Here is a 25,442-nt window from a genome sequence, read left to right as displayed (position 1 = left end):
GCGCCGGGCGTGGATCACGGCGCCCCCCTCGCGGCAGCGGCCCAGCGCTCGAGATCGGCCGGATGCAGCGGTCCGTTGTGGACCTGCAGGACCGTGCCCTGCGCATCGATCAACACCGAGAAGGGCAGTGTCCCGATGCGGTTGCCGAACGTGGCGGCGCTGCCGGGCGGGCCGTCGCTCTCCACCAGTTGCCGATAGGTGAGCTGAAGCTGGTCGCGCAGGGCGTTGGCAGCCTCGATGTCGTCCAGTGCGATGCCGACCACCTGCACGCCGTTCGGCAGCGGTGCCTGCGCCTGCGAGAAATGCTGCAGGTCCGGCAGCTCCTTCAGGCAGGGCCCACACCAGCTGGCCCAGTAGTTGAGCAGCACCGGGCGGCCGCGCCATTGCGCCAGCGCCGCCGGGGCGCCGTCCAGATCGGTCCAGTGCAGGGCGGGTGCGGCCTGGCCGGCAGAAGCGGGGGGTGTTGGCGGGGCTGCGTGCGATGCCAGGGGCAGCGCGAGCATCAGTACGGTGGCCAGCAGCGCCGGCAGATGCGAAGCAGGAGAGGTCATGGAGGGGAGGCCATCGAAGACGTCGCACGCGACGCGAAGCGGTCATCGGTCAAGGTGTGCAGGAACTGTTCGATATCGTCGATCTCCGCTTCGGTCAGGTGCAGCGGATCGCGCAGCTGTGCATCGCGGCCGATCGAATCGGGGATCACCTTGCCGGGGTCGTCGTAGTACACGATCACCTCGCGCAGGGTCTTGAACATGCCGTTGTGCATGTACGGCGCGGTCAGTGCGACGTTGCGCAGGCCGGGCACCTTGAACTCGCCCTTCTGCGTGGGATCGCCGGTGATGCCGCCGCGGCCCTCGTCATTGAACTCCCGGCCGTTGTAGATGCCGATGTTCTTGAAACGGTCCGAGGTGAAATCCTCGCCGGCGTGGCAGCTCACGCACTGGGCCTTGGTGATGAACAGCAGGCGGCCGCGCTTGGCCGCGTCGCTGATCGCGTCTTCCTGGCCGAGTGCATAACGGTCGTAGGGACTGTCCACGGTATTGAGGGTCTTCTGGTAGGCGCCCAGCGCCCGGCCCAGCGTGCGCGGGCTGGGTGCGGCGTTGTAGGTCGCCTGGAAGCGCGCGACCCACGCCGGGTCTGCAAGCAGCCGGGCCACTGCCTGATCCACCGGCAGGTCCATTTCCAGCGGGTTGGCGATCGGCGCCAGGGCCTGCTCTTCCAGGGTTTCGCTGCGGCCATCCCAGAAGAAACGGGTGCGCCCGGCACTGTTCATCACGCTGGGGGTGTTGCGGGTGCCCACACGGCCTTCCACGCCCAGGCTGAGCGCACGGTCATCGGCGAATGCGCGGGCAGGCTGGTGGCAGCTGGCGCACGACACCGTGCGGTCGCGCGACAGGATGGGATCGAAGAACAACTGGCGGCCCAGCTGGGCGCGTGGGTTGTCGGAGAGATCACCGTCGTAGGTCGGGGCATCGGCGGAGAACACCGGCGCCAGTACCGCAACGCCGATCAGCGCGGCCAGCAGGGCAAGGGAGCGGACAGGGCGGGACATGGCGGTGCCGCGCTCAACGCGCGGCGATCTCCTGCTGGACCAGCTCGCACAGCCCGCTCTCCTCGAAGCACACCTGGGCACGCAGGGTGCCGTTCACCGGTCCGGTGCCGGCGGCGACCGGCAGGCGCAGCTGACCGCGTTCGCTGAAGTAGGTATAGCGATACTCGCCGGCGAAACTGCGGCCGTGCCCTTCGCGCGGCGCGACCGAGTGCAGCGGTCCCTGCGCCTGTTCGCCAACGGCCAGGGTCACCCGCGCTGCCCGTGGGCCGATCTGCGGTTGCTCGAAATCCGAGGCATACAGAATCCAGCCGGGTTCGATGCGGGCGTCGATCACCAGCTCACGGGTGCCGTCGGTGCGCGCTTCCAAGCGCGGATCGAGTGCGACCTTCGGGGTATCGGCGGCGGCCGCGCCGAACGGGATGAGCAGCAACGCGGCAACCCACGGGGCAAGGCTGCGACTCACTCCTTCGCCCCCTGGCCCTCGGTGGTGATGCGCAGCTGCACCTCGTCGGCGATGTTGGGCAGGAACCCGGTCAGGCCGAACTCACTGCGGCGGATGACGGCCGTGGCGTTGAAGCCGATCGTGGGCACCTTGCGGCTCGGGTGTTCGCCCACTTTGTTGAGCGTGGCCTCAAGCACGACCGGGCGGGTCACCCCATGCAGCGTCAGCTCACCGGTGATTTTCAGGCGGCCGGTGCCTTGCGACACCACCGAGGTACTGCGGAAGCTGGCCTGCGGGTGCTTGGCCACATCGAACAGCTTGTCGCCCTTGACGATCTCGTCCAGTTTCGGGACGTGGGTGGCCAGCTCGGCCAGTGGCAGCTCCACCTGCACCTGCGACGCAGCGGGCTTGGCCGCATCGTAGATGAGCGTGCCGCTGCTGATCGCCGCGCGGCCGGTCGGGAAGGAGAAACCGTTGTGGTTCCAGGTGAACAGCACATCGGTGTGGGTGGGGTCGAGCTGATAGGTCACCGGCGCGGCGGTCGCCACGGCGGGTGCGCTGGAAAGGGCAAGCAGTGCGAGTATCAGGGGAGTACGCATGTGAAGTTCTCTGGGCAGTGGCGCGCAGTCGCCCGCGGCATCACGAAGAGGCCGTGCCGGGCAGGCAGCGCAGGAGCGGGTGAGCAACGGCCAGACGCGCTGGCCGCTGCAGCGGGTTACGGGGCGACCGCCAGTGATGCGGTCGTCGCCGGGGCGGCGGGAGCAGCGGCGCTGGCCGCGTACGGATCCGGTTCGGCGATCAGTCCGTCAAGCAGGCTGTTGAAGCGGGTCACGTAATCCCGGTGATACTCACCGGTGACCGTGCCGGTGTAGCCGGTATAGATCTCGCGGACCTTGCCGTCGCGGCCGATGATGATCGTGGTCGGGAAGGCGGCCATGTAATTGAGCCCCTTCAGTTTTTCGGTGGCGACTTTCTTGTCGGCGATACCACCGAACACGATGTCGTAACGGATGTCGAAATAATCCTTGAAGGTGGTCAGGGTCTTCTGGAAATAATCGAAGTTGTCTTCCTGCTCGAAGGCAACGGCCACCGCTTCCACCCCACGGTGATGGTTCTGCTTGAACCACGGCGCCAGGAAGTAGGTCTGGTCGGTGCAGTTGGGGCACCAGGTGCCGATCACTTCAACAATCACCACCTTGCCGCGGTACTTGTCGTCCTGCAGCGAGACCTGCTTGCCCTGCAGATCGGGGAAGCTGAAATCAATGCGGTCCTGGCCATCCTTGAGGAAGGTGAGCTTGTACGGATCGGGCAGCTCCACCTTGTCGCTCTTCTCGGCCTCGAACTTGACCACGTTGTAGATGCCGCTGCCGAACGCGCCCTGGATGTTGCCGTCTTCATCGATCGTGCCGCGGATCAGCAACGGGCTCGGCCCGCTGAAGCCGGACAGATAGAAGCGATTGCCCTGCACGGTGCCTTCCAGTTCGCGGGTATCGCCGACGACGGTCATGAACACGCCCGAGAGGCGATTGCCCTCCTGCTTGAGCAGGGCCACCTGGTTGCGTTTGTCCTGGCGGGCGGCCTTGTCGATGGTCTGCACCGCCCACTTGCCGCTGAGGTCCGCCGCCGGCGCCTCGTCCTGGCCTGGCTTGACGAAGCGCCATGCCGCGCCCTGTTCGGCGGTGAAGGCAAGGTTGCGCGCCCCGTTGCGGCTGGGCACCAGGTCCTTGTACTGGCCCACGAGGTGTTTGCCATCCTCGGAGACCTTGCCTTCCAGGACGGCGTCGTAGGTGTTCATCCGCACAGAGAACGTCCCGTCATCGCGCGGGGTGACCTTGAATTTGTCCGTGCGCGTGCCGTTGAGCAGGGTGAAGGTCGCGTCCTGCGCGCGCTTGCCCTTCACTTCGAAATTGAAGGGGATGGGGTCGCCATCGATGGTGAATTCGCCGCGCCAGACGCCTTCGGCAGGAAAGGGTGCCTTGGTCGCCGCCGATGCGGCGAAGGACAGGCTTGAGGCCAGGAACAGGGTCGCGACAACGCGACCGGATAATGCCAGTGTCATGAGAGTGCTTCCAGATAATCCCCTTGGACGCGCCAAGTCGCCGGCGATGCAGCCCCCGTTCCACTGCATCCGCTGAAAGGCCATCCCTGGCCGGTCACGTGCCATCCCTAGCGTAATGGGATTATTGCCACGTGAATGTCGTAAAAGTTCATCGCCGCTTGGTACGCATGTTCATCAGCATATTCACAGGCGCGACGATGGCAGGCTGATAACCGTTTTGATATCAGCGGATTTGCCGCTGTGCACGACATCGAAGACCATGGTGGCCTGAGCTGTTCGGCCGCGGGCCGATAAAGGAGGGAGGTCATCGTGACGCCAAGGGAAGGTATCCAAGTCTCGGTCTACACCCGCTGGCACCAGCTGGCAGTGCCGCTCGCATTCGCGTTGGCGGCGGGCAGTTTCATGTTCATCGTGCTCAATCGCGGCCCGGTGGGCGTCGCCATCCTGGTGGCGATGCTATGCCTGGTGCTGCCACCGCTGCTGGCCTTCCAGGGGTTCCCGACGCGCAACGAAGTGATGGTCCTGCCCGACGGTTTGATGTTCTCGCGGCGCGATGCGGTGCCCTTCGATGAGCTGTCCAGCTGGGGCACCGATGACTATCTGAAACTGGTGCGGCCGGGCCGGGCGACACTGATGGTGAGTGCGGCCGATCTGCAGAGCCGTGATCGCTTGCTGCGCGAATTCGACCAGGCGCTGGCGACCTGGCAACGCCAGCAGCCAGCGGTCAGCGAGCCGATCCGCCGCACGCACTTCTATGGCTCCGCGCGTGCGGCCGCCATCGGCGCGGTGATCATCGGATTGGGCGTGCTGTGCATGGTGATGGCATTGCGGCTGCGTGAGCCGTCCATCGAACTGGCGGCTGTCGGTGCGCTGGGTGGGCTGGTCGGTGTGATCATGCTGCTCGGTCGGCGGGTCTGATCAGGCCTGGTGTCCACACCGTCTTGTTTTCAGCGTCTCGCATATTTCACGAGCTGAAGCGCAGCCTGCCGATGCGAGCTGCGTCCGCAGCGCATGAAAAGGAGTGCCATACGCTATGAATACCCGAGGCGATTACGCCCACCCCGAGCCCGTCGCTGCGGCGACCGTGGCCGTGGTCACCCCACCGCCGGTGGTGGATCTTCCGCGCGACAGCGCCGTGTCATGGGGTGCGATCTTGGCCGGTGCGATTGCTGCGGCCGCGCTTTCGTTGATCCTGGTGATTCTCGGCGTGGGCCTGGGCCTGTCGTCAGTCTCGCCGTGGTCGTTTGAAGGCGTGACGGCCGAAACGTTTGGCTGGTCGAGCATTGCCTGGTTGACCTTCACCGCCATCGCAGCCTCCGGTCTGGGTGGCTATCTGGCCGGTCGCCTGCGCACGAAGTGGAGCAACCTACACGGCGATGAAACCTACTTCCGCGATACCGCGCATGGTTTCGTGTCGTGGGCCGTGGCCACGCTGCTGACGGCCGCGCTGCTGACCTCTGCGATCGGCGGCATTCTCGGTGCCGGTGCCAAGGTGGCTGGTGCTACCGCAGGTGCCGCAGCCTCCACTGCGGGTGGTATCGCCGCCGCGGGTGCGGGCTCGGCCGCGATGGGCAGTGACCAGGGGGACGTGCAGTACTGGGTGGATTCGCTGTTCCGCGCCAACCCGACCGCGGCGCAGCCCGCGCCGCCGGCCGGCCCGGCCGATGCAGCGGCACTGTCGGCACCGCCAGTCAATGGCGCACCGCCGCCGCCGCGCCCGATGCCGGGTGCAGACCGTCGCCCGGACAGCCGTGAGGTGCGTACCGAGGTCAACCGCATCATCGTCAACAGCCTCAAGTCCGACACCATGGACCCCGCCGATACGCAGTACCTGGGTCAGCTGGTGGCGGCACAGACGGGCATGAGTCAGGCCGAAGCGCAGGCCCGCGTGACCGATGTGCAGACCCGCCTGCGTGCGGCCCTGGACAACGCCAAGCAGCAGGCCAAGCAGGCGGCGGACGATGCCCGCAAGGCCACCGCTTACGCTGCGCTGTGGCTGTTCATCACGCTGCTCATCGGTGCCTTCATTGCCAGCCTGAGTGCTACCTGGGGCGGCCGTCGCCGCGACCTGTGAACCTGATCATCCCAAGGGAGGAAACACCATGAAGTACATTCTGCTGTGGATGCTCGGCATTCCGATTCCGCTGCTGCTCCTGTTCGCGCTGCTGCGCTGACCGCTCCACCATCAGGCCGCCTTAGGGCGGCCTGATGCGTTATGGCGGGCTGCCCATGGAGGGGCGGTACGCGCACCGCCTATCGCAACAATCTGAATGAGTCAGGGAGGTGCACGGAACCTTCACGCCATCGGCATCTGCCGTCATGCCCAATCTTCCTGAATTCATTTAAGCTTTGAAGATTGCGACCCCCATTCATATCGGTGATGGGTCGCCAGCCCACCCGGTGTATCCCTTCTTTCAGGACCCTTTCCATGGCGGCTTTGCAGCAGCGCACGATCGATCTCATCCGCAGCCATCAGGAGCCCCTGCTGGCCGCATGGGCCGGCAATCTGGCCGGTTCCAGCCAGGCGCAGGACGGCCGGCTGTCGTCCCGCGAGCTGGACAGCCAGGTCCGCGAATTCTGGCGCCTGTTCCTCGATGCGGTGTCGGCCACCGACGTCAGCTCGATTGCACGCGTGGAGTGGCAGGACATCCGCCGCTTCCTGGAAGAGCTTTCCCGCGAGCGCGTGCTGAAGGGATTCAACTCGTCGGAGACCGCGAGCTTCATCTTCTCGCTCAAGCGACCGCTGTTCGACGTGATCCAGCAGGGGTATGCCAATGACCCGGCGCAGCTGGGCGACCAGCTGTGGGCGATCTCCGAGCTGATCGATCAGCTGGGGCTGCACACGGTCAGCGTGTTCCAGAAAACCCGCGAAGACGTGATCCAGCGCCAGCAGGAAGAAATGCTCGAGCTGTCTACGCCCGTGGTGAAGCTGTGGGACGGTGTGCTGGCGCTGCCGATGATCGGCACGCTGGATTCGCAGCGCACCCAGGTGGTGATGGAGTCGCTGCTGCAGCGCATCGTGGATACCGGTTCTGAAATCGCCATCATCGATATCACCGGCGTGCCGACCGTGGATACGCTGGTGGCCCAGCATCTGCTGAAGACCGTCACCGCCATCCGCCTGATGGGCGCCGATGCGATCATCAGCGGCGTGCGACCGCAGATCGCCCAGACCATCGTGCACCTCGGGCTGGACCTGCAGGGCATCGTGACCAAGGCGAATCTGGCCGACGCACTGGCGCTGGCGCTCAAGCGGACCGGCCAGACCGTCACCCGGACCGCCCGCTGAGATGGAGCGCATCCCGATCCTGCAGATGGGCGATCTGCTGCTGGTGACGATCCAGGTGGACATGCATGACCAGCTCGCGCTGACGCTGCAGGACGACCTCACCGAGAAGATCCGCAGCACCTCCGCGCGCGGTGTGCTGATCGACATTTCCGCACTGGATATCGTCGATTCGTTCATCGGCCGCATGATCGCCACCATTTCGTCGCTGGCCCGGATCATGGATGCTACCACGGTCGTGGTGGGCATGCAGCCGGCCGTGGCGATCACGTTGGTGGAGCTGGGCCTTACGCTCAGTGGCGTGCGCACCGCGCTCAATGTGGAGCGGGGCATGAAGCTGCTGCAGCGTACCGACGAAGACGAAGCTGCCTCATGAGTGCGTCCAGTGGTTCGCTGCCGATCCGCATCGAGCAGGATGTCGTACTGGCCCGCCAGGCCGCGCGCCAGATCTGCGTGGCCTGCAAGCTGCGTCTGATCGACCAGACCAAGCTGGTCACGGCCGCCAGCGAGCTGGCCCGCAACGCCGTGATCTACGGCGGCGGCGGAACCATGGATTGGGAGGTCGTGGAGAAAGGCCTGCGCAAAGGTGTCCGGCTGGTCTTCGCCGATAACGGCCCCGGCATCCCTGATGTCGCGCAGGCCCTTACCGATGGCTGGTCATCCGGCTCGGGCATGGGCCTGGGGCTGTCCGGTTCGCGCCGGCTGGTGGATGAATTCGAACTGGAGAGTGCGCCGGGGCAGGGCACCCGCATCACGATCACCAAATGGAGCTGAACTTCGCCGGCCAGGTAACGCGGGTCGTGCTGGTCGAAGAAACCTCCCAGGTCGGACAGGCCCGGCGCGAAGCGCTGGCGCTGGCCGATCATGTCGGCCTGGATGAAATGGACGCCGGCCGCGCGGCGTTGGTGGCCACGGAGATGGCGACCAACGTGCTCAAGCATGGGCGCGGCGGACGCATGTATCTGTCCGTGGTCTGTGGCCGCGGCGGCAACGGTGTGGAGCTGTGCACCGTGGACACCGGTCCGGGCTTTTCCCTGGCCGAGTGTCTTCCAGACGGCTACTCGACCGGGGGCACCCAAGGGCTGGGGCTCGGTGCGATCCAGCGCCAGGCCACCGTGCTGGATGCCTGGTCCGATGCCAAGGGCGCGGTGGTGGTGGCGCGGATCTACGCCAGCCGTGCGCCACGCGATATCGATGTGGCCTACGGCGCGCTGCGCATTCCGATGCGGCACGAGCTGGCGTGCGGCGATGCATGGCATATCCGCGCCGACGGACCAACCGTGGCGGTGACCGTGATCGATGGCCTCGGCCATGGACTGCCCGCCGCCGATGCGTCGCGGGCCGGCGTGGAGGCAGTCGCGCACACGGCCGCGGGCGGCGCAGCGGCGTTGATCGGCGTCCTGCACGCGGGCATGTCCGGCACCCGGGGCGGTGCAGCGGCCGTTGCCTGCGTGGACGTGGCCGCCCTGCAGGTGGAGTTTGCCGGTATCGGCAATATCGCCGCGAGCCTGTGCGAGCCCACCGGTTCGCGTGGGTTGGCCTCACACCCGGGTATCGTGGGCGTGCAGTACCGCAAGGCACAACCATTCCATTTTCACGCGGCGGCAGGCACGCTGCTGGTCATGCATAGTGATGGCCTGCAGGCGCGCTGGAGCCTGCGTGACTACCCCGGTCTGCTGCACCGCCACCCGGCATTGATCGTGGCGGTGCTGCAGCGTGATTTCGATCGTGGCCGGGATGACGCCGGCATTGTTGCCCTGCGTCTTGGAGATCTGCATTGAGCGCTTCACCCGATGATCAGGAGCTGCAACGGCTGCGCCTGGAAGCCGATGCGCTGCGCGCTGAGTTGGATGAAACCAATCAGGGGGTGCTCGCCTTGTATGCCGAGCTGGACGAGCAGGCCGAGCAACTGCGCGAGGTGTCCGAGCTGAAGAGCCGGTTCCTGTCGTACATGAGCCATGAGTTCCGCACGCCACTGGGCTCGATCCTGAGCATGACGCGCCTGTTGGAGGACGGCATGGATGGCCCGCTGACCGAGGAGCAGCGTCGGCAGGTGCGCTTCATCAGCGCCTCGACCAGTGAACTGCGCGAGATGGTGGACGACCTGCTGGATCTGGCCAAGATCGAGGCGGGGCGGATCACCATTTCGCCGGCCTGGTTCGACCTGATGGACCTGTTCTCTGCGCTGCGTGGCATGTTCCGCCCGCTGGTGGAGGGCAATCAGGTGGACCTGGTATTCGAAGACCCGCCGGTCATGCCGCTGCTCTATACCGACGACAAGAAGCTGGCGCAGATCCTGCGCAACTTCATTTCCAACGCATTGAAGTTCACGCCCAATGGCCAGGTGGTGGTATCCACCCGGCTGGAAGGTGAGAGCGCCGTGCGCTTCAGCGTGCGCGATACCGGCATCGGTATCCCCGCCGAACTCCAGTCGACCCTGTTCGAGGATTTCGTGCAGGTGGATACACCGCTGCAGAAGCGCCTGCGCGGAACCGGCCTTGGTTTGTCCCTGTGCAAGCGATTTGCCGAGCTGCTGGGTGGGCATGTCGGGGTTGAGAGTGACATCGGCAAAGGCTCGGACTTCTATGTCGTACTGCCGCTGACACTGGCCACGGAGGCCACGCATGCCCAGTCCTGATCGCATCCTGGTGGTGGATGACAATGTGGCGACCCGTTACGCGGTGCGCCGCGTACTTGAGCACCACGGGTTCCATGTCGAGGAAGCGGGCACCGGCGGTGAGGGACTCACACGCCTGGCCGAACATGATTTCGGCGCGCTGGTGCTGGATGTGAACCTGCCGGACATGAGCGGCTTCGATGTGGTGCGCCAGCTGCGTGAGGACGCGCGGCTGCAGTTGCTGCCGGTGGTACACGTCTCTGCCGCATCCATCGCTACCGGTGACATGATCACCGGCCTGAACGCCGGCGCCGATGCCTATCTGATCCATCCGGTCGATCCGGATGTGTTGTTGGCCACGCTGCGCAGCCTGCTTCGCGCCCGCCGGGCCGAAGAGGCGCTGCGCGAAACCGAGGCGCGGTTCCGCGAGATTTTCCGCCATATCAATGCCCCGATCGCGGTACTGGATGCGTCACTGAACGCACACGATGCCAACGATGCGTTCACCCGTCTGCTGGGCCAGCAGGCAGGGCCGGGGCAACTCGATCAGCTGCTGCAGGATCAGGTCGTCCCGCTCAGTGCGTTGAAAGTCGCGCTGGCCGAAGGCGAACGGTGGCAGGGAACCTTCAGCCTTCGGGTCGGCAGTGCCGTGCGCATGACCGAGTGGCGGGTGACCCCGTACCAGGCCGCAGGGCAGGGCCTGGTGCTGATCGAAGACACCACCGAACACCATGCGCGTGCCAACGAGCAGCGCCAGGAACTGGAGAGCGCAACCTCTGAGCTTGCCTTCCAGATCGCCGAGCGCGAGCGCACCGAGATCGAGTTGATGCAGGCGCAGAAGATGGACGCGCTGGGCCAGCTCACCGGCGGCATCGCGCACGATTTCAACAACCTGCTGACCACGATCATCTCCGGGCTGGACATGATCGAGATCGCCGCCTCCAGCGGTAAATGGGACAAGGCTTCGCGCTATGTCGAGATCGCGACGGGCTCGGCACACCGTGCCGCCGCGCTGACCCAGCGCATGCTGGCGTTTGCCCGCAAACAGCCGCTCGATCCGCAGACCTTCGATGTCGTGGCGCGGGTGCGCTCGCTGGAAGACATGCTGCAGCGATCGATCGGTGAGAACATCGAACTCGAGCTGGAACTGGGCGTTGAACCGCTGATCGCGGTCGCCGACCCGAACCAGTTCGAGAACGTGATCCTCAACCTGGTCATCAACGCCCGCGATGCACTGGCGGGCCAGGGGCTGATCCGCATCCGCGCCGGACGTGCCCAGATCGAGCGCGACCATGAGCTTGCGCCTGGCCACTACATCACCGTAACCGTGCTCGACAATGGCGTCGGCATACCCGCGGAGCTGTTGACCAAGGTATTCGAGCCCTTCTTCACCACCAAGCCGCAGGGCGAGGGGACCGGGCTGGGGCTGTCGATGACCTATGGGTTCGCGCGCCAATCCGGCGGCAGTGCGCGCATCGCCAGCGAACGGGGCGAGGGCACCGAGATCGAGCTGCTGCTGCCCGAGGGGCAGCTTCAGTCTGCGGCCCACGACACATTGGCACCCGCACAGCTGACCCGTGGCAGCGCCGAGCGGATTCTGCTGGTGGACGATACCGATTCGGTACGCATGATGGTCCGGGAGATGCTGGTGGAGGCCGGTTATCAGGTCGTTGAGGCCATCAATGCACAGCAGGCCCTGTTGGAACTGCATTCGGACCGCGAGCTGGACCTGCTGCTGTCCGATGTGGGTCTGCCGGGCATGAACGGCCGTGAGCTTGCCGACGCAGCACGGGTGTTGCGCCCGCATCTGCCGGTGCTGTTCGTCACCGGTTACACAGAGAGTGCGGCCGTCCGCAATGAGTTCCTGGGGCAGGGCATGTCATTGCTGCCCAAGCCGTTCAGCGTGAACGAGCTGCTTCGGGGCGTGCGGCAGATGTTCAACCCGGGCTGAGCTGGCGGACCGCCGGCATGGGTACAATCCCCCGACGCCTCCGGGGGAAACCGCCATGTCGCCACCCGCCATCGGCCCTGCCGCCCGCGCACTGGCAGACCGTGAGTGCAGGGCCATCGCCGCTGCGCTGGCGCTCCAGCCCGATGTTCACGATGCCGTGCATCGGGCGCGCAAGACGATACGCCGCCTTCGCGCGCTGCTCGCCGTGCTGGAGAGCCGCGACCTTGAGACCGCCCGGACCGACGCGGCCCTGCGCCGGCTCGGCCACGGGTTGTCGGCCTTGCGCGATGCCCATGTGGTGGTGGAGACCTGCCAGCACCTCGCCGCGCAGCAGCCCGCCCCGCCGTGGTCAGAGGTGTGCAGGCGGTTGATGGCGCGGCGCGACGTATTGCTCGCCCGGGCGCTGGCGCGCGACCCGGCGTTTGCACGTCGTCACGCGGCGCTGCTGCGTATCGCCGGTGAACTCCAGGCGCAGCCATGGGACGCGCTGAGTGCGCGCGATCTCCGCAAGGGTCTGGCCCGCAGCGAACGCCGTACTGCCAAGGCGGAGAAGCGCGCCGCCCGCACCGCAGATCCGCAGGACCTGCATCGCTGGCGGCGCAGAGTGCGTCGCCTGCGGATGCAGCTGGAGGCGATGCCCGCACTGGACAGTGCGCTCGCGGCCTCGGTCAAACGGACAGGACCGGGCCACCAGGCGCGCGCGCTGCATGCGCTGGGTGATCAGCTTGGCAGGCAACAGGACCTGCGGATGGTCCGCAACCTGGTGCGGGTGATGCCGGGCGTGCCGGAACGGCGTGGGTTGCTTGCGCAGATCGATGCTGCACTGGCCGCTGCGCGCGGCTGAGCGGTGGCCGCCGGCGCCACGACAAGGATCATGTCGCCAGTGCGGCACCGCGGTGACTGGCGCGCCGGGCAAGCACCGCGACCCACATCGAAGCCATCAATATCCCGGCGCTGGCGATGAACGTGGCGCGATAGCCGAGCCCGTCAAACAGCACGCCGCCCAGGGTGGCGCCCAGCGCGATCGCCATCTGTACAACGGCCACCATCAGCCCACCGGCGGCTTCTCCATCGCGTGGCAGCGTCCTGGCCAGCCAGGTCCACCATGCAACCGGTGCCGAGGTGCCGAACAGACCCCACAGGCCAAGCAGTATCGCCGTCAGCGGCAGTGCCGGGTCCGCCAATGCCAGGGCCAGGGCCAACGCCGCCATCAGCAACGGAAGCACAATCAAGGTGGCATACAGCCAGTTCCTCACGAACGGCTCGATCAACACGGTGCCGATCACCCCGGCACCGCCGATCATCAGCAGGATCAGCGACAGCGTCGAGACGGTGATGCCGCCCACTGTCTCCAGATAGGGCCGCAGGTAGGTGAACAGTGCGAACTGCCCCATGAAGAACAGACAGGTGGCGAGCATGCCCAGCGCCACAACGCGGTGCCGGAGCAGCCCGAGCACGTTCCATGAGGCGGGCGCACCGGTTGCCTGCATGCGCGGCAGCGTCGCCATCTTCCACAGCAGGGCGGCAAGGGCCACGGGCACCAGCAGGAAGAACGCGCCGCGCCAGCCGACCACGGCACCGAAGTAGCTTCCCAGCGGTGCCGCCACCACCATGGCCAGGGCATTGCCGCCATTGACCAGCGCCAGCGCGCGCGGCACCTGGTGTGGTGGTACCAGGCGCATGGCAGTGGCCGCCGACATCGACCAGAAGCCACCGATCGCGATGCCGATCAACGCGCGCCCGACCATGAAGGTGGTGAAGTCGGGGGCCAATGCGGCGAGCGTCGCCGACAGCATCATGGTCACGGTAAGCGCGAGCAGCAGCCGCTTGCGATCGACCCCGCCGGCGAGCGGCGCGATGATCAGGCTGGTGACCAGTGCGAAGGCGCCGGAGACGGCGATGGCCTGACCGGCCTGCCCTTCGCTGACGTGCAGATCGCGCGCCAGCGGAGTGAGCAGGCTCACCGGCATGAACTCGGCGGCCACGAGGGCAAACGCACCGAGGGACATCGCCAGCACGCCGCCCCATTGGCGGGCGGTGGCATTCACCGGCGGTGAGGGCACGAGCACGTCCTGATGCCGGTTCAATGCAGGTTGGCGCGGAAGAACTGCGTCAACGTATCGAACGGGATCAGGTCCACCCGGTCGTACAGGTCCACATGGCCGGCGCCCGGCACCACGACAAGCTGCTTGGGCTGCCCGGCCAGGCGGAAGGCCTCTTCACTGAACTCCCGCGAATGGGCGGTCTCACCGGTGACGAACAGCATCGGGCGCGGCGAGATCGTCTCGATATCTGCGAACGGATGGAAGTTCAGGAATTTCAGGTTGCTGGTCAGGGTAGGGTGCGTGGTCAGCTCGGGCGACGAACCGGCCGGCGTGTACTCACCCCGCGGCGTGCGGTAGAAATCGTAGAACTCGCGTTCGATCGGCGAGGAATCCGCATCGATCCGATGCACCGAGCCGCTGGTGTAACGGGGCGGCTGGCCGGCGAATTCGGCATCGCGATGGGCGACGGCAGCGGCGATGGCGGCTTTGCGCTGTTCCACGGTGACGGCATGGCCCAATCCATTGCGGTTGGCGCCGCCCATGTCATACATGCTGATCGTGGCGATGGCCTGGATCCGCGGGTCGATCTTGGCGGCACTGATCACGAAGCTGCCGCTGCCACAGATGCCGATGGCACCGATGCGGTCTTTGTCCACGAACGATTGCGCGCGCAGGAAATCGACGGCGGCGCTGAAGTCTTCGGCATAGATGTCGGGCGACACTGCATTGCGCGGTTCACCTTCGCTTTCGCCCCAGAACGACAGATCCAGCGACAAGGTAATGAAGCCCTGCTCGGCCATGCGGGTGGCATAGAGGTTGGCGCTCTGTTCCTTTACCGCACCCATCGGGTGACCGACGACAATCGCGGCGTGCCGGGTGGAACGGTCCAGTGCCTTGGGCACGAACAGATTGCCGGCGACCTGCATGCGGTACTGGTTTTTGAACGTGACCTTCTGCACGGTCACCTGGTCACTGGTGTAGAAGTTGTCTGCGCCGTGGGACATGTCGGCTCCTGAGGCAAGCAAGGGAAGGATCAGCAGCGCCAACAGCGCCAGGGTCTTGTTCATCGGCGTCCAGAGAGAGGTGGGGAGGCCGGACCAGTCTGCCGGGGCGGCAGGGCGTTGATTAGATAACGAATGAAGAAGGGGGTATGCAGCTTTACTAATCAATCCGCCGTGGCAGACTGCGCCCATGGCACGCCGCAACCTAAATGATCTGCTCGCCTTCGTCACGGTCGCCCGGGAGGGCAGTTTCACGCGGGCGGCCAGTGTGCTCGGGGTGACTCCCTCGGCACTGAGCCAAGCCCTCAAGGCCCTGGAAGAACGGCTTGAGATACGCCTGCTCACCCGCACCACGCGCAGCGTGTCAGCCACCGCCGCCGGGGAGCGATTGCTGGCGGCGATCGGCAACCGGTTCGATGAGATCGAGGCTGAGCTGGATGCCCTGACCGAGCTGCGCGACAAACCCGCGGGCCTGGTGCGGCTGACCAGTGGCGATTTTCCGTTGAAGACCCTTCTGCTGCCGAGGCTGACGCCGCTGCTGCAGGACTACCCGGACATCGGCATCGAGTTCGATGTCAGCTATGGGCTCCGGGATATCGTTGCCGACCGTTTCGATGCCGGCGTGCGCCTGGGCGAGAGCATCGACAAAGACATGATCGCCGTACCGATCGGCCCGCCGCTGCGGATGGCGGCGGCGGCCTCTCCAGCCTATTTCGCCTCCCGGCCCGTGCCCACGGTGCCGGCCGAACTGACGGCGCACCGCTGCATCAACATGCGGTTCCCGACCCGTGGCGGGCTGTATGCCTGGGAATTCGAACGCCGGGGGCGTGCGGTCAACGTGCGTGTGGATGGACAGCTGACCTTCAACACCTCGCCGCACATGGTGCTGGCCGCGCTGGACGGCCTGGGCATCGCCTTCCTGCCGGAAGACGAGTTCGCCCCCCACCTGGCGCAGGGGCGCCTGGTGCGCGTGCTGGAGGACTGGTGCCCGCCGTTCCCGGGCTACCACCTGTATTACCCCAGCCGCCGCCAGCATTCTCCCGCCTTCGCGCTGGTGGTCCAGGCGCTGCGCATGCAGCGGTAGCGCATCGCTCAGGCCCCCGCGACCGTACGCAAGCCGGCATGGCCCCCTGTCTTCGGCGGCTTGTATTCGCAGCGTGGATACGCCGAGCAGGACTGGAACGCGCCATACGGCCCGGTGCGCGGCACGATCACGCCCACCTTGCAGGCAGGGCAGGCCTGTTCGTGGATCGCTTCACCGGCCATGGATGTCACGCGTACCGCGCCGTCGTTGACCAGTTCGGTCAGGAACGCCGAGCGTTTGCCCTGCACGGTGAACATCGCCACCGAACGGCGCGCGCGCGTCAGCGCGACGTAAAACAACCGGCGTTCCTCACCCAGCGGGTACGCATCGCCGTCCGGCATCGCCAGCGCCAGTACGGGGTCATCCGTGCGGGCATTGGGGAAGCGGCGATCCAGCATGCCGGGCAGGATCACGTAGTCCGCCTCCATGCCCTTGGACCGGTGTACGGTGAGGAAGCTCACCTCCATGTGCTGCCCATGGCGTGCCCGCCATGTGGTCGGCAGCATCGCGCGGTCTGCGTTGTAACGGCCGAGGACGAATACCGTGACCTTGCCGTCATGGCCTGGTGGCACCTGACCTGTCAGCAACTGCTGGTGCAACTGGGCCAGATACTGCTCGACCGCGCCGGCCAGCCGGTCGCGCGAGGCCACCTGGAAGGCCTGCAGCACCGCGCCATACGCCGGGGTGAGCGAGTGGACCTGCTTGGGTATCTGCGCTGGATTGCGTGACACGAACGCACTGGAAACATCGCACAGCGCCTGCGGGCAGCGGAACGTCTGTTCAAGCTTGAGCACCTGGCCCGGGCCGAACCAGTCCAGGAAGCCGGTCATCACCGAGACGTCCGCGCCGGCAAACCGGTTGATCGACTGCCAGTCGTCGCCGACCGCGAACAGATGCTTGCCAGGCGCCTGCACCAGCGCGCGGCACAGACGCGCCCGGGCGCGCGAGGCATCCTGGAATTCGTCGGCCATCACCAGATCGAACGGGGCGACATAGCGGCCCTGTTCCAGGTGCTCGGCAGCCTGGTTGAGCATGTCCTCGAAGTCGATGCCGCCCTCGGCGACCAGCGCATCGTCCCAGCCGTCCAGGATCGGAATGATCAGCTCGAGGAACAGGCGGTAACGGTGCTTGAAGTGATCCTCGGGCAGCCGACGCAGCCGCTCGACCATGTCCTGCACGTGCAGGCCGTTGCTTTTGGCGTGGCTGATGAAGGTCCGGACCAGGCCGATCAGGTCGGTATCCGGCATCGGTGTCGCGCCGCCCTCGGGCAGTTCGCGGTCGGGATTCGGGTCGAGCTCGAGACCGCGCTGCGACAGCGCATCGCCCAGCCGCAGGAACAGTTCGCCCGTGCGCAGTTCGTGCGAGGTGGTCTCGATCCGGTCGGTGCCGTGGGAGCGCTGATGGCCAGCTGGAGGCGCCGGCGACTGGCCGTGTCCCTCCCGGGCGAGGTGGTCGTGGTTCAGCGCAATGCCGGGGTAGCAGAAATCCGGCCGGTACTGGCGGTATTCGTCCGTGCCGGCATCGAAGGCGTGCCGCCGGGCATAGGCGTAATCCACGCCGTTGTAGAACAGCCAGTCCGCGATCACGCATTCTTCGATGCTGCGCACGCGCTCGCCCTGAAGCGTACGCACGTAGACCTGCCCATCCTTGTCCCATTCCTCTGCCTCCAGCGGCCCTCCGGTGACGGGTATGTCACGGCCGAACACCAGCCGGAACAGGTCCCACTGGGTACGGAAATGGAGGGAGCGATCCTTGAGCTGGTCGATGATCTCGGCCAGCCGGTGGAAGCCCTGCGTGGCATCCACGGCCCACTCCGGCACCTGCGGCATCCGCCCCGTGGCCTGGGCGATGATGTGCCGGCCCAGCGCGTGGAACGTACGCGCCTCCACCCGGACCTCGCCCAGGCCGAGGCGATGGAACGCGCGATCGGCGCGTGCCTGCAGTTCCGTGGCGGCCTCCTTGTTGAAGGCGAGCATGACGATGCGCTCGGGCGCGACCAGCCCGCGTTCGATCGCGTACGCCGCCTTGGCCACCATCGTCGAGGTCTTGCCCGAACCCGCTGCGGCCACCACCTGGACGCGGTTGTCGAAGCAGATCACCGCGCGGGCCTGCTCATCGGTGAGCGGGCGGCTTTCCACGTGATCCAGCAGCGCACGGCTGGCCATCCGCTCGCGCACCTGATGCGCCTCATTGCGGCGCGCCCACGTCGCTGGCCAGTCGGCCAGCCACCGCATCAAGGTTGCTTCGATCGCAGCGGGATCACCGTCGAGTTGGCTGCGCAGTGCGGCATTGTCGAACACCGCCCACAGCGCCTCTTCCTCGAGTGGCAGGGTGGGGCGCGCCTGCAGCAGCGCCTGCTGTTGCTCGTGGGTCAGCCACAGCGCTTCCTCGTCGGCCCGTTCGGTGGCGGTCTGCACCTGGCCAAGCCAGCGCTGGATCGCGGCGTGGGCCTGCTGGAACAGAGCGACATGGTCGCGCTGGCGCTGTTCACCGCGCAGCTCGGCCAAGGTGCAGGCCAACTGTCGAGCCGCAGCCGTGTTCAAGCCGCCAAGCGTCAGCGGGGCATGCCCGTCGCGTTGCAGGGTAAGCCGTGCCCAGGGCAGACGCGGGTGCACCTGCAGTGCCTCCAGCGGCGCGGGGCAGGGGCGACCGTCAACGGTCAGGACCAGCTGGTCGTCTTCCAGGCGCAGGTGCCAGTGCGGTGATCGCGTGAGGCGTTGACCCCAGTCGCTCGGGGCCCATTCGTACGTCATCGGTGTATCCAGGTGCGGCCATCGTTGCGGCCGTGGCCGGAACAGCACGGGTGGCGCGGTTTGATCGGATGCCCATGATAGGGGAAATAAAAAAAATCCCTGCCTGGGCAGGGATTCGAATTGGCCGACGGGGCTGGCGGTGCGCTTACTGCTGCAGCACCGGCACGCTGCGCGAGCGGCGGTCCACCAGCATCGCCACGCCCCATAGCAGCAGGCCGCCCAGCGCGGTGGCGGCGCCGACGTAACCGGTCACCGCCGGGCTGAAGCCGGCGCCGATCGCCATGCCGCCGAACCACGGGCCCAGTGCGTTGGCGGTGTTGAACGCCGCGTGGTTGGAGGCGGCCGCCAGCGTCTGCGCTTCGCCGGCCACATCCATCAGGCGGGTCTGCAGTACGGCCGCCAGGGCGCCCATGGTGCCGACGGCGATGATCATCGGGAACACGCTCCACACCGACTGCGCGGCCAGCGGGAAGGCGAGCAGCACCAGGATCGACCACACCAGCACCACCGCCGCAGCGCGGAACTGGAAGCGGTCCACCAGCCAGCCACCGGCTACGTTGCCGATGATCGCGCCGATACCGAAGATGCCCACGGCCAGCGGCATCCACGATTCGGCCAGGCCGGTGACCTGCACCAGGGTCGGGGCGAGGTAAGTGAACACGCAGAACATGCCGGCAAAACCGACCGAGCCGATCGCCAGCGCCAGCCACACCTGGGTGCGGTTGAAGGCGCGCAGTTCGCGCATCGGCGAGGTGCGGACTTCATCCGGATCGGGCAGCAGGAAGCGCGCGATCATCACCACGGTGGCAATCGCCAGCACGCTGACCACCGCGAACGCAGTGCGCCAGCTGAGCTGCTGGCCGAGCCACGTGGTCAATGGGTTGCCGACCAGGATGGCAACGGACAGGCCGAGCAGCACCTTCGATACCGCCGCGCCGCGTTGGGCCGGGGGACTGATCGCCGCAGCCACCAGCATTGCTACGCCGAAATACGCGCCATGGGGCAGACCGGCGACGAAGCGGGCCAGCAGCATCGTGCCGTAGTTCGGCGCCAGCGCGCTGGCCAGGTTGCCGATGGCATAGAACCCCATCAGTGCCAGCAGCAGGTTGCGGCGGGCGAAGCCGGCACCGGCGAAGGCCAGCACCGGTGCGCCGACCACCACGCCGACGGCGTAGGCACTGATCAGGTGGCCGACCTGGGTCTCGCTGATGGACAGTCCGCGGCTGATTTCCAGCATCAGCCCCATGCTGGCGAACTCGCTGGTGCCGATGGCGAAGCCGCCCAGCGACAAGGCCAGCAGGATCAGAGTGCGCTCGCGCGGCGAGAGCCGGGCGGCCAGAGGGACGGAGGAGGAGCTCATGCAGGCGGCGGCGTCGATCGGGGAAGCGCGGCATTGTACTGCTGCGGCGCAACATTAATCAGTGGGGCGCATGGAACGCTGGATTCGCACCCCCGCTGGTCGCACCGCCGATGCCCCCGTGTATCCCAGGCGGACGCTGCTTACCGCTCCCATTCACGGATACGGCGCGACCCTGAACGGTTGCGGTTCGGGCGCGGGTGGCGGAATACGGTCGCCGTGGACGCGGCTGAGAATCTCATTGGTCCGTCGCTGCTCCGCCACGAGCTGCCGCAGCAGCCCCTTGATCCCGAAGATGGCGAACGGAACGACGATCCACAACACCCCAAGCAGGCCCCTATCGAAACGTCCTTGTGGTTGGAGGGGGCGTCCGTTGGATGAGAGCGTCAGCGGTCCGCCTCCGGGCCGGATCGGCAGCCGATCACGGCCGGTCTCGCCCATTCATGCGACAATTTCGCTCCAAAGCCACCCCTTCGATGGCTGCGCAGTGCCGCCAGAGAGGTTGTTGCGATGTCCACCCGTCCGGGCTTTCCCGCCCTCATCGGTTTTGATCTGCCCGGTCCGCAAGCGGGCACGGCGCCGCAGCGCGTGATTGTGACCGCGCTGCTGGATGACACCCCACGCAATGACTGGATGCGAATGCTGCATCGTCTGGCCTGGCCATTGCTGCGGGTGGATCACGGCGTGGAGCAGATCCGCCTGGTCGGGGAGGGTATCCATTTCGTCGGTGCCATTGCCGATGCCAGGGCGTTGTCGGCCGCCGTGCGCGGCCTGTTCAACGAGGTCAACGCGAAGGTGCTCAACCGTCGGCTTGCCGCGCTGGACAACCCGTTGGACGATGATGGTCCCGGCATGGCGCCGGCGGCATCGCTTGCCCATTCCACGGATCCGCGCCTGGATGACGTGGCCGCTTTGATGGCCATGCCGGCGGTGCCGGGCATGCTGGAACTGGCCAGTGCGATGACCGGCATGCGCTTCGTCGCGGTGGCGCGCGTCACTGCAGACCGCTGGACCGCCTGCGCCGTGCATGATCGTCTTGATTTTGGCTTGCGACCCGGCGATGACCTCGTGCTGGAAACCACCATCTGCGATGAGATCCGCGAACATCGCCATCTGGTGCAGTTCGATCAGGCCAGCACCCACCCGGTGTTCTCGAGCCATCCCACGCCGGCGCTGTACGGGTTCGAAAGCTACATTTCGGTGCCGATGTTCCGCCGCGACGGCGGTTTTCACGGCACCCTGTGCGCGCTCGATCCGAATCCCTCCAGGCTCGATGGCGCTACGGTGAAAGCCTTCGAGGTGCTGGCCGGTGTGATCGGCGCGCACCTGGATGTCCAGGAGGCGCAGGGTGAGGCAGGGCAGGCGGTGGTCAGCATGGCCGAGGCGCTGTCGCTGCTGTCGCGCCAGGTCGATGCACTGGATGCCGCGACGCTGCCGGCGCAGTTCCGCGCGGTGACGGCGCGGTTGCGTGAACTGGTGGATGGGCGTGGGGCCGCGTTGAGCTGATCGCACGGAATGGGCGAACCGGTCGCCTTTCAGTCCTTTGCTTCAACCCGCGCGAAACGCGCACGCCACTGCCCCTCCACCTCCAGCTGTGCCACGAACATCTCGTACGGGCGCACCCACAGGCCGACCTGCGAATCCAGCGGCCGGTAGAGCACCATCGGCGCCAGCGTTTCGCTATGGCGGACGATACCGATGACCTCGTAGTTGCCGCCTTTGAAATGGCGGTAATGGCCGAGCGGCAGGGTGGGCAGCGGGGTGAGATCGGTCATGGTCTGGCAGCGAGGCAGGCGGGCTGGCCATTATCGCCCGGGCTGCCGATCGCGTCGCGGGGTCTCAGCCGGCATCCGGCAAGGGACCCGCGCGGCAGCCACTGACCAGCTGCAGCACCGCGTCAGGGTGCATGGGGCGCGCGAGGTGATAGCCCTGTGCTTCGTCGCAGCCCCACAGCCGCAGCAGCGAGAGTTCGGCTTCGTTCTCCACGCCTTCGGCCACCGTGCGATACCCGAGCTGCCGCGCGAGCTTGATGATGGCCTCCACTTTCAGCCGCGCGGTGCGTGAGCGCGCCAGCCCGGTGACCAGCGTCTGGTCGATCTTGATGTGGCTGATCGGCACCTCGCTGAGGTAGCCGAAATTGCTGTAGCCGCTGCCGAAGTCGTCAATCGCGATGGGCACGCCGGCCGCCGCCATGTCGCGCAGTTGCGGCAACGCCGCGGGGTGGTGATTGAGCCATTGGCCTTCGGTGATCTCGATCTCGATCAGGCCGGGGGCGAGCCCGTAGGCGTGCAGTCGCTCGGACAGCACGCTCCATACACACTGATCATCGAAGTCGCGCGGGGAAAGATTGATGGAGAGGCTGAAGCCGGGCACGCGCTCCTGCCATTGCGCGGCCTGGGCCAGGGCGTGATCGATGACCCAGCGGCTGATCGCGGGCATCAGCGCGGTGCGCTCGAGCACCGGGATGAATTCGCCGGGGCTGATCGGGCCGAGCATCGGGTGGGTCCAGCGCAGCAGCGCCTCGGCCGATACCGGCAGCCCGTCGAGCAGATCGAAGCGTGGCTGGTACACCAGGCTGAACTGGTGCTGGGCCAGCCCGCGCCCGGCGTCGGAGGCCAAGCGGTAACGCCGGCGCAGGGCATCGTCGCGTTCCTGCGAGTACCAGCACAGGCAGGCATCGGTCTGGATGGCGTGGTGCATGGCGACCAGGCATTTGCGGACCAGATCCGCGGTCTGGCCCGGTACGGGGAGGAAGTCGCATACACCGGCATGGAACTGCGGCGACATCGGAATGCGGCCAGCCATCAGCGGCCGGCGCATGCGGACGCGCAGGCGGTCAAGCAGTGCCTCGGTCTGGTGATGCGAGTGGTCCGGCAGCAGGAAGGCGAAGCGGGTCACCCCCACGTGATAGACCTGTGCGATATCGCGCAGCACGTCCTGCACCCGCAGCGCCGCTTGGCGCAGCAAGGTTTCCACCGGCTTCATGCCCAGCGCCTGGCCGGCCTCGTTGGCACTTTGCAGATCGAATACATCCAGCAGCACGGCGGTGAATGCATGCGCCTGGCCACGGCGGGACAGGGCATTGAGGTCAGCCTGGAACTGCTGCCGGTTGGGCAGGCCGCTGATCTGCTCGCGCCGGCCCAGCGACATCTTCAGCTCCATCTGCGCGACCACCACCCGTGACAGCGTCTGCAGCTGCAGCTGTTCTTCGGCCGACAACTGACGGGGCTCACGGCCCATGATGCACAGTGTGCCGAGTGCGATGCCGGCCTTGGTAACCAGCGGGGCGCCGGCGTAGAAGCGCAGCTGCTGCGGGCCGGTCACCAGGGCATTGTCGGCAAAACGCGCATCCAGGCGCAGGTCCGTCACCTGCAGCACGTCGCTGGCGCCCAACGCCCAGGCACAGATCGATGCGTGCCGTTCGTTGCGGGTGAGCGTCAGCCCGACGCGCGAGATGATGTGCTGGTGCTCGGCATCGAAGATGGACACCAGCGCGATCGGAACGCCGAAGGTAAACGCCGCCAGTTCGGTGATCGGGTCCAGCGCAGTACCCAACGCAGGGTCCATCACGTTGAGCGCTTCGATCAGCGCCATCCGATCTACATCATCACTTCTGTCCAGCATCTACCGCGCCCTGTTCCGACTACACCACGACTATCCCCAGTGGAATGCAGAACCGATGTGAAGCACGAGCGGCGCGGATGAAGCGTTCACGCTGGCGGCATTGCGCTCGCTCAGCAGGGCGCGACCGGTGACTGCAGCAACGTCACCAGCTGGCGAAGACGATACGGTTTGGGCAGGAATTCGACATGCTCGGGCAGCGGCGGCAGCTGCGAGCGGGCGTAACCGGAGGCCAGGATGATGCGCGCATTGGGCAGTACATCGGCCACATGCTCGCTCAACTCAACACCACTCATGCCGTTGGGCATGCTGATATCGCTGAACACCACATCGAACCCGCCCGGGTCCTGCATCAGCCGCAGCGCGGCCGGGCCGTCGTCGGCGGTGTGGATTTCGATACCGAAGTCCTGCAGCGCCTGGCCGATCAGTTCACGCAGGTCCTGCTGGTCTTCGACCATCAATACGCGTAGGGGCTCAGACATGCTCGACTTCCTCAATGACAGGTAACAACAGACGGACGGTGGTCCCGCGTCCGGGGGCGGTTTGTACGTCGACGAAGCCGTCGCACTGGGAAACGAAGCCGAACACCTGGCTCAGCCCCAGTCCGCTGCCTTTGCCGATTTCCTTGGTGGTGAAGAACGGCTCGCTGGCGCGCTCGGCGATGTCCGGGGGCATGCCATTGCCCTGATCGGTCACCGCGATGGCGACATAGTGGCGGCGCATGGGCTGGGACAGACCCGGCGCCAGCCGCTGTTCGACCTCGGCCGTGATCGTGACCGTGCCGCCCTGGGGCATCGCTTCGCCGCTATTGAGCACCAGATTCAACACGGCGCTGTGCAACTGTACGCCATCGGTGACGATCGGGGGCAGATCCGAGGTCAGATCCAGCTGCACCTCGATGCCCGTCGGGCAGGCGCGGCGCAGTACGGGCAGGGCATCGAGCAGGAAGTCCTGCACCACGATCGGCTCGCGCACCAGCGTCTGATCAGCGGAGAAGGCCAAGAGTTGGCGGGTCAGCAGCGAGCCGCGGTCGGCGGCGGCATGGGCCAGGTCCACCAGCTCCTGGGTACGCCCGTCGGCGCCGGGGCGCAGGGCGATCAGATCCAGGGCGTTGCCGATGGTGGTCAGCAGGTTGTTGAATTCATGGGCCAGGCCGCGGGTCAGCCGGCCCACATTGTCCAGTTGGCGCTGCTGCACGTGCGCGCGCTGCGCATCCTGCAGCAGGCGCTGGGCCTGGTAGCGTTCGGTGACATCCTGGGTGACCTTGACGAAACCGAGCAGGCAGCCGTCTTCGCGGACAGGTTCGATCACCTCGCCGGCGCGGAACCGCTCGCCGTTGCAGCGCACCCGCCAGCCTTCACCGACGAAGCGGCCATGGTCCCGCGCGTACGCCAGCGCCTGCTCCGGGACGCCCAGCTGCTGGTCTTCGGGGGTATAGAACAGGCTTACGTGCTTGCCGATGACGGCCTCGGCGGCATAGCCCTTGACCCGTTCGCAGCCACGGTTCCAGCTGCAGATACTGCCCTGCGTATCGAGCAGATAGATCGCGTGATCGCTCACGTTGTCGATCAACAGCTTCAGCTGCCGGCTTTCGTCGGCGAGCGGTGCAACGCTGGATACGGCCTGGACCACGACGGTTATCGACTCCCCCGATAAGGGACCGAACCGTAGGGGCGT

The 25,442-nt window shown here is 66.5% G+C and carries 25 protein-coding genes; 11 read left to right on the top strand and 14 right to left on the bottom strand.

What is annotated here, in order from left to right; all coding sequences use genetic code 11:
- Positions 1-14: 14 nt before the first annotated feature.
- The 5 genes from BCL79_RS03515 to BCL79_RS03495 all read right to left on the bottom strand — a co-directional run bounded on the left by BCL79_RS03515 (position 15) and on the right by BCL79_RS03495 (position 4,050).
- On the bottom strand, positions 15-551 hold the full coding sequence (locus tag BCL79_RS03515; protein WP_121037443.1) for a TlpA family protein disulfide reductase: 537 nt from the start codon (positions 549-551) through the stop codon (positions 15-17).
- On the bottom strand, positions 548-1,549 hold the full coding sequence (locus BCL79_RS03510; protein WP_121037440.1) for a cytochrome-c peroxidase: 1,002 nt from the start codon (positions 1,547-1,549) through the stop codon (positions 548-550). Before BCL79_RS03510 ends, BCL79_RS03515 begins: the two co-directional genes overlap by 4 nt.
- Before the next feature lie 13 nt (positions 1,550-1,562).
- Positions 1,563-2,012: a protein-disulfide reductase DsbD domain-containing protein gene (locus BCL79_RS03505; RefSeq protein ID WP_121037437.1), complete on the bottom strand. Its 450-nt coding sequence runs from the start codon at positions 2,010-2,012 to the stop codon at positions 1,563-1,565.
- Positions 2,009-2,590: a YceI family protein gene (locus BCL79_RS03500; RefSeq protein ID WP_121037434.1), complete on the bottom strand. Its 582-nt coding sequence runs from the start codon at positions 2,588-2,590 to the stop codon at positions 2,009-2,011. The genes BCL79_RS03505 and BCL79_RS03500 overlap by 4 nt, the downstream gene beginning before the upstream one ends.
- Before the next feature lie 116 nt (positions 2,591-2,706).
- Positions 2,707-4,050, bottom strand: coding sequence for a peroxiredoxin family protein (locus BCL79_RS03495; RefSeq protein WP_121037431.1), 1,344 nt, complete (start codon positions 4,048-4,050; stop codon positions 2,707-2,709).
- Positions 4,051-4,359: 309 nt separating this feature from the next.
- Between BCL79_RS03495 and BCL79_RS03490 the strand changes: the two genes are divergently transcribed.
- The 9 genes from BCL79_RS03490 to BCL79_RS03450 all read left to right on the top strand — a co-directional run bounded on the left by BCL79_RS03490 (position 4,360) and on the right by BCL79_RS03450 (position 12,748).
- Positions 4,360-4,968 (top strand): hypothetical protein, encoded by a 609-nt coding sequence (locus BCL79_RS03490; protein ID WP_121037428.1) that lies wholly within the window; start codon positions 4,360-4,362, stop codon positions 4,966-4,968.
- Between the two features lie 115 nt (positions 4,969-5,083).
- Positions 5,084-6,124, top strand: a complete 1,041-nt coding sequence (locus tag BCL79_RS03485; RefSeq protein ID WP_121037426.1) for a hypothetical protein — start codon at positions 5,084-5,086, stop codon at positions 6,122-6,124.
- 354 nt (positions 6,125-6,478) lie between these two features.
- Positions 6,479-7,339 carry an STAS domain-containing protein gene (locus BCL79_RS03480; protein ID WP_121037423.1) on the top strand — a complete coding sequence of 287 codons (861 nt, stop codon included), beginning with the start codon at positions 6,479-6,481 and terminating at the stop codon, positions 7,337-7,339.
- 1 nt (position 7,340) lies between these two features.
- Positions 7,341-7,712 carry an STAS domain-containing protein gene (locus BCL79_RS03475; RefSeq protein ID WP_019184175.1) on the top strand — a complete coding sequence of 124 codons (372 nt, stop codon included), beginning with the start codon at positions 7,341-7,343 and terminating at the stop codon, positions 7,710-7,712.
- A complete protein-coding gene (locus BCL79_RS03470; RefSeq protein ID WP_121037420.1) occupies positions 7,709-8,110 on the top strand; it encodes an anti-sigma regulatory factor in 402 nt (133 codons plus the stop codon). Before BCL79_RS03475 ends, BCL79_RS03470 begins: the two co-directional genes overlap by 4 nt.
- Complete coding sequence (locus BCL79_RS03465) at positions 8,101-9,117, top strand: ATP-binding protein (protein WP_121037417.1); 1,017 nt, start codon at positions 8,101-8,103, stop codon at positions 9,115-9,117. Before BCL79_RS03470 ends, BCL79_RS03465 begins: the two co-directional genes overlap by 10 nt.
- The gene (locus BCL79_RS03460; RefSeq protein ID WP_121037414.1) at positions 9,114-9,974 is read left to right on the top strand and encodes a sensor histidine kinase; all 861 of its coding nucleotides are present in this window, start codon (positions 9,114-9,116) and stop codon (positions 9,972-9,974) included. The genes BCL79_RS03465 and BCL79_RS03460 overlap by 4 nt, the downstream gene beginning before the upstream one ends.
- Entirely contained in the window at positions 9,961-11,904 is a 1,944-nt protein-coding gene (locus BCL79_RS03455) for a response regulator (protein ID WP_121037411.1), read from the top strand. The genes BCL79_RS03460 and BCL79_RS03455 overlap by 14 nt, the downstream gene beginning before the upstream one ends.
- Positions 11,905-11,959: 55 nt before the next feature.
- Positions 11,960-12,748, top strand: coding sequence for a CHAD domain-containing protein (locus tag BCL79_RS03450; protein ID WP_121037408.1), 789 nt, complete (start codon positions 11,960-11,962; stop codon positions 12,746-12,748).
- A 28-nt stretch (positions 12,749-12,776) separates the two neighbouring features.
- Here the strand turns inward: BCL79_RS03450 and BCL79_RS03445 are convergent, their stop codons facing one another.
- Together BCL79_RS03445 and BCL79_RS03440 are read right to left on the bottom strand one after the other, a co-directional pair.
- Entirely contained in the window at positions 12,777-13,967 is a 1,191-nt protein-coding gene (locus tag BCL79_RS03445) for an MFS transporter (protein ID WP_310793640.1), read from the bottom strand.
- Positions 13,968-13,987: 20 nt separating this feature from the next.
- Complete coding sequence (locus BCL79_RS03440; RefSeq protein ID WP_121037404.1) at positions 13,988-15,016, bottom strand: alpha/beta hydrolase; 1,029 nt, start codon at positions 15,014-15,016, stop codon at positions 13,988-13,990.
- 124 nt (positions 15,017-15,140) lie between these two features.
- Between BCL79_RS03440 and BCL79_RS03435 the strand changes: the two genes are divergently transcribed.
- Positions 15,141-16,034 (top strand): LysR family transcriptional regulator, encoded by an 894-nt coding sequence (locus BCL79_RS03435; protein ID WP_121037401.1) that lies wholly within the window; start codon positions 15,141-15,143, stop codon positions 16,032-16,034.
- Positions 16,035-16,042: 8 nt separating this feature from the next.
- Here BCL79_RS03435 and BCL79_RS03430 read toward each other — a convergent pair whose 3' ends face one another.
- From BCL79_RS03430 to BCL79_RS03420, 3 genes are all read right to left on the bottom strand, one after another.
- The gene (locus tag BCL79_RS03430) at positions 16,043-18,787 is read right to left on the bottom strand and encodes a UvrD-helicase domain-containing protein (protein WP_121037398.1); all 2,745 of its coding nucleotides are present in this window, start codon (positions 18,785-18,787) and stop codon (positions 16,043-16,045) included.
- Positions 18,788-18,932: 145 nt separating this feature from the next.
- Complete coding sequence (locus BCL79_RS03425; RefSeq protein ID WP_121037395.1) at positions 18,933-20,147, bottom strand: MFS transporter; 1,215 nt, start codon at positions 20,145-20,147, stop codon at positions 18,933-18,935.
- A 153-nt stretch (positions 20,148-20,300) separates the two neighbouring features.
- Positions 20,301-20,585: a hypothetical protein gene (locus tag BCL79_RS03420; protein WP_121037392.1), complete on the bottom strand. Its 285-nt coding sequence runs from the start codon at positions 20,583-20,585 to the stop codon at positions 20,301-20,303.
- Between the two features lie 69 nt (positions 20,586-20,654).
- Between BCL79_RS03420 and BCL79_RS03415 the strand changes: the two genes are divergently transcribed.
- Positions 20,655-21,650 (top strand): GAF domain-containing protein, encoded by a 996-nt coding sequence (locus BCL79_RS03415; RefSeq protein WP_259462096.1) that lies wholly within the window; start codon positions 20,655-20,657, stop codon positions 21,648-21,650.
- 29 nt (positions 21,651-21,679) lie between these two features.
- On the opposite strand, the gene BCL79_RS03410 is transcribed toward BCL79_RS03415, so the two are convergent.
- The 4 genes from BCL79_RS03410 to BCL79_RS03395 form a co-directional block, all read right to left on the bottom strand.
- Positions 21,680-21,919, bottom strand: coding sequence for a DUF1653 domain-containing protein (locus BCL79_RS03410; protein ID WP_121037389.1), 240 nt, complete (start codon positions 21,917-21,919; stop codon positions 21,680-21,682).
- A 64-nt stretch (positions 21,920-21,983) separates the two neighbouring features.
- Positions 21,984-23,738, bottom strand: coding sequence for a putative bifunctional diguanylate cyclase/phosphodiesterase (locus BCL79_RS03405; RefSeq protein ID WP_259462095.1), 1,755 nt, complete (start codon positions 23,736-23,738; stop codon positions 21,984-21,986).
- 140 nt (positions 23,739-23,878) lie between these two features.
- Positions 23,879-24,247 (bottom strand): response regulator, encoded by a 369-nt coding sequence (locus BCL79_RS03400; RefSeq protein WP_121037386.1) that lies wholly within the window; start codon positions 24,245-24,247, stop codon positions 23,879-23,881.
- Positions 24,240-25,397 carry a two-component system sensor histidine kinase NtrB gene (locus tag BCL79_RS03395; protein WP_121037383.1) on the bottom strand — a complete coding sequence of 386 codons (1,158 nt, stop codon included), beginning with the start codon at positions 25,395-25,397 and terminating at the stop codon, positions 24,240-24,242. Before BCL79_RS03395 ends, BCL79_RS03400 begins: the two co-directional genes overlap by 8 nt.
- Between the last annotated feature and the right edge of the window lie 45 nt (positions 25,398-25,442).

Source organism: Stenotrophomonas rhizophila, assembly GCF_003651185.1.
Taxonomy (GTDB): Bacteria; Pseudomonadota; Gammaproteobacteria; order Xanthomonadales; family Xanthomonadaceae; genus Stenotrophomonas; species Stenotrophomonas maltophilia_Z.
The sequence above is the reverse complement of the archived record's forward strand: the minus strand, read 5'-3'. Positions and strand labels throughout refer to the sequence as shown.

What these genes read in the sequence shown, in the direction of transcription:
- BCL79_RS03515 (WP_121037443.1), bottom strand. Translation starts at nt 551, where the DNA reads ATGACCTCTCCTGCTTCGCATCTGCCGGCGCTGCTGGCCACCGTACTG.
- BCL79_RS03510 (WP_121037440.1), bottom strand. Translation starts at nt 1,549, where the DNA reads ATGTCCCGCCCTGTCCGCTCCCTTGCCCTGCTGGCCGCGCTGATCGGC.
- BCL79_RS03500 (WP_121037434.1), bottom strand. Translation starts at nt 2,590, where the DNA reads ATGCGTACTCCCCTGATACTCGCACTGCTTGCCCTTTCCAGCGCACCC.
- BCL79_RS03495 (WP_121037431.1), bottom strand. Translation starts at nt 4,050, where the DNA reads ATGACACTGGCATTATCCGGTCGCGTTGTCGCGACCCTGTTCCTGGCC.
- BCL79_RS03485 (WP_121037426.1), top strand. Translation starts at nt 5,084, where the DNA reads ATGAATACCCGAGGCGATTACGCCCACCCCGAGCCCGTCGCTGCGGCG.
- BCL79_RS03480 (WP_121037423.1), top strand. Translation starts at nt 6,479, where the DNA reads ATGGCGGCTTTGCAGCAGCGCACGATCGATCTCATCCGCAGCCATCAG.
- BCL79_RS03475 (WP_019184175.1), top strand. Translation starts at nt 7,341, where the DNA reads ATGGAGCGCATCCCGATCCTGCAGATGGGCGATCTGCTGCTGGTGACG.
- BCL79_RS03470 (WP_121037420.1), top strand. Translation starts at nt 7,709, where the DNA reads ATGAGTGCGTCCAGTGGTTCGCTGCCGATCCGCATCGAGCAGGATGTC.
- BCL79_RS03465 (WP_121037417.1), top strand. Translation starts at nt 8,101, where the DNA reads ATGGAGCTGAACTTCGCCGGCCAGGTAACGCGGGTCGTGCTGGTCGAA.
- BCL79_RS03455 (WP_121037411.1), top strand. Translation starts at nt 9,961, where the DNA reads ATGCCCAGTCCTGATCGCATCCTGGTGGTGGATGACAATGTGGCGACC.
- BCL79_RS03450 (WP_121037408.1), top strand. Translation starts at nt 11,960, where the DNA reads ATGTCGCCACCCGCCATCGGCCCTGCCGCCCGCGCACTGGCAGACCGT.
- BCL79_RS03440 (WP_121037404.1), bottom strand. Translation starts at nt 15,016, where the DNA reads ATGAACAAGACCCTGGCGCTGTTGGCGCTGCTGATCCTTCCCTTGCTT.
- BCL79_RS03435 (WP_121037401.1), top strand. Translation starts at nt 15,141, where the DNA reads ATGGCACGCCGCAACCTAAATGATCTGCTCGCCTTCGTCACGGTCGCC.
- BCL79_RS03430 (WP_121037398.1), bottom strand. Translation starts at nt 18,787, where the DNA reads ATGACGTACGAATGGGCCCCGAGCGACTGGGGTCAACGCCTCACGCGA.
- BCL79_RS03425 (WP_121037395.1), bottom strand. Translation starts at nt 20,147, where the DNA reads ATGAGCTCCTCCTCCGTCCCTCTGGCCGCCCGGCTCTCGCCGCGCGAG.
- BCL79_RS03420 (WP_121037392.1), bottom strand. Translation starts at nt 20,585, where the DNA reads ATGGGCGAGACCGGCCGTGATCGGCTGCCGATCCGGCCCGGAGGCGGA.
- BCL79_RS03415 (WP_259462096.1), top strand. Translation starts at nt 20,655, where the DNA reads ATGTCCACCCGTCCGGGCTTTCCCGCCCTCATCGGTTTTGATCTGCCC.
- BCL79_RS03410 (WP_121037389.1), bottom strand. Translation starts at nt 21,919, where the DNA reads ATGACCGATCTCACCCCGCTGCCCACCCTGCCGCTCGGCCATTACCGC.
- BCL79_RS03405 (WP_259462095.1), bottom strand. Translation starts at nt 23,738, where the DNA reads ATGGCGCTGATCGAAGCGCTCAACGTGATGGACCCTGCGTTGGGTACT.
- BCL79_RS03400 (WP_121037386.1), bottom strand. Translation starts at nt 24,247, where the DNA reads ATGTCTGAGCCCCTACGCGTATTGATGGTCGAAGACCAGCAGGACCTG.